2 protein-coding genes are annotated in these 1875 nt (G+C 42.4%); one reads left to right on the top strand and one right to left on the bottom strand.

The genetic code is table 11. The annotated features are described in order from the left end of the window. Positions 1–174 precede the first annotated feature (174 nt). Positions 175–1269 carry a transaldolase gene (gene tal, locus ACR2F3_RS06640; protein ID WP_432709196.1) on the bottom strand — a complete coding sequence of 365 codons (1095 nt, stop codon included), beginning with the start codon at positions 1267–1269 and terminating at the stop codon, positions 175–177. Positions 1270–1360: 91 nt separating this feature from the next. On the opposite strand from tal, the gene ACR2F3_RS06635 reads away from it, so the two are divergent. Beyond that, the coding region (locus ACR2F3_RS06635) for a hypothetical protein (RefSeq protein WP_432709195.1) at positions 1361–1875 on the top strand (515 nt) is incomplete at its 3' end.

Here is a 1875-nt window from a genome sequence, read left to right as displayed (position 1 = left end):
GTGCTTTTTTACCAGTAAGTTTACCTGAACCTTTATAGCTCTTTTCACCATGATCGGCCGTTGGTGTCATTTGATCTTCGGTTCCAGGGTTTTCTTGTTCCTGTTTTGGAAATGGTGGCACAGGATACTTAGTATGGGGGTTCGATTTTGTGTTTTCCATAAACTAGGGTTTTATTAGCACTTTAATTGTTCTTCTATTGCATTTAGTAATTTGTTGTATGGGGCTATAAATTTTTCTATTCCTTCTTCTTCGAGTTGCCTGGTCACCTGATTGATGTCGATGCCAGCGTCTTTTATGCGTCGCAAGGTATCAGCAGCTTTGTCCAGGTCGTTTTCCAATGTATTTGCAGGCGTACCTTCTTGTCTAAAGGCCTCTATGGTCTCCAAGGGAACCGTATTTACCGTATCAGGTCCAATCAGTGCGTCTACATATTTGGTGGCTTTAAATGCAGGGTTTTTACTGCTAGTACTTGCCCACAGTAACCGTTGTGGTTTTGCACCTGCAGCGGCAAGCCTGCGCCAGCGGTCAGAACTGAATATTTCTTTATAGCGCTGGTAGGCTGTTTTTGCAGAGGCGATGGCCACCTCCCCTTTTAAATCGCCCAGACCTTTTTCATCTAATATTGGGTCAACGAGTACATCAATTCGGCTCAGGAAAAAGCTGGCCACAGAGGCAATGTTGGCGATTGGAAGCCCCTGGTGCAAGCGGGATTCAAGACCGGAAATATATGCTTCTGTTACCGCCTCATAGCGATCAATACCAAATAATAAAGTAACATTGATATTAATACCCTGTTCAATGGCATAACGAATGGCCTCCAGCCCTTCTTCTGTACCTGGTATTTTGATCATTACATTTTCCCGGTCTACTTCTTTCCATAACCTTAGGGCCTGGGCAATGGTACCCTGGGTATTGAGGGCTAAACGAGGTGAAACCTCCAGGCTAACATAACCGTCAGCACCTTTCACTGTATCATTAAATAATGGTTTGAACAAATCAGCGGCGCTTTTAATATCAGCTATTGCAAGCTGATAAAAAAGTAGTTCAAGGTCTTTCTGCGTTTCTGATAAACGTTTAATGTCTTCATCGTAATCTGAACTACCTGTAATGGCCTTTTCAAAGATTGCAGGGTTGGACGTCACTCCCCGCACCCCGTCCTCTTCGATTAGACGTTGTAAAGTGCCGGATTTGATAATTTCCCGATCAATAAAATCAAGCCATATACTCTGACCATAGTCGTGAATTTGTTTTACTTTATTATTTTCCATGTTACAGTGCTTAAAAAGAAAAAACAATATCTGTTATAAACAGTTTTCCTTATCTGGAAATACGTTGAAACAATTAACTAAACACATGCATATGGAAAGTCACATTCCCGAACAACAAGAAGGCAGCAAAATGGATATTCATGCCCAGACAGAATTTGATAGCACTGCTGCAGCAAAAGAATATTACTTGGTAGCTAAAAACAAGCTAATGGAGGTTTACCGTTGGTATGAAGTCTGTGAAGTACCAGTATCTACTTTTATGCTTACAGATCGTACTGGTAATGAGGTAAAACGTTGGGTACAGGAGGGCGATTACTTGAAGATTGATATCCCAGGACCTGGAACGTCCACTGGCGACGGTTATGATTGGGTTAAGGTAGAGTCTATTAAGGAAGAATCGAGTCCCGATACTGAAGTTACCTCCATTACGGTGAGGCCTGCTTCGAACCCGAAAAACCTCGATGCGTCTACTGCTCATTTTTTCGAGGACAGTGCCACTTCCACCTTTCAGGTGAAAAGAATAGGCACAACAGTACATGCGGAAGTACATGGCAGAAATGAAAAAGCAAATACAGACACGGACCAGGTAATGGACAATGTAAGGAA

This window comes from Pedobacter sp., assembly GCF_045627485.1.
GTDB lineage: Bacteria > Bacteroidota > Bacteroidia > Sphingobacteriales > Sphingobacteriaceae > Pedobacter.
Note: the sequence above shows the minus strand (reverse complement) of the source record. Positions and strands in the feature narration are given on the sequence as shown.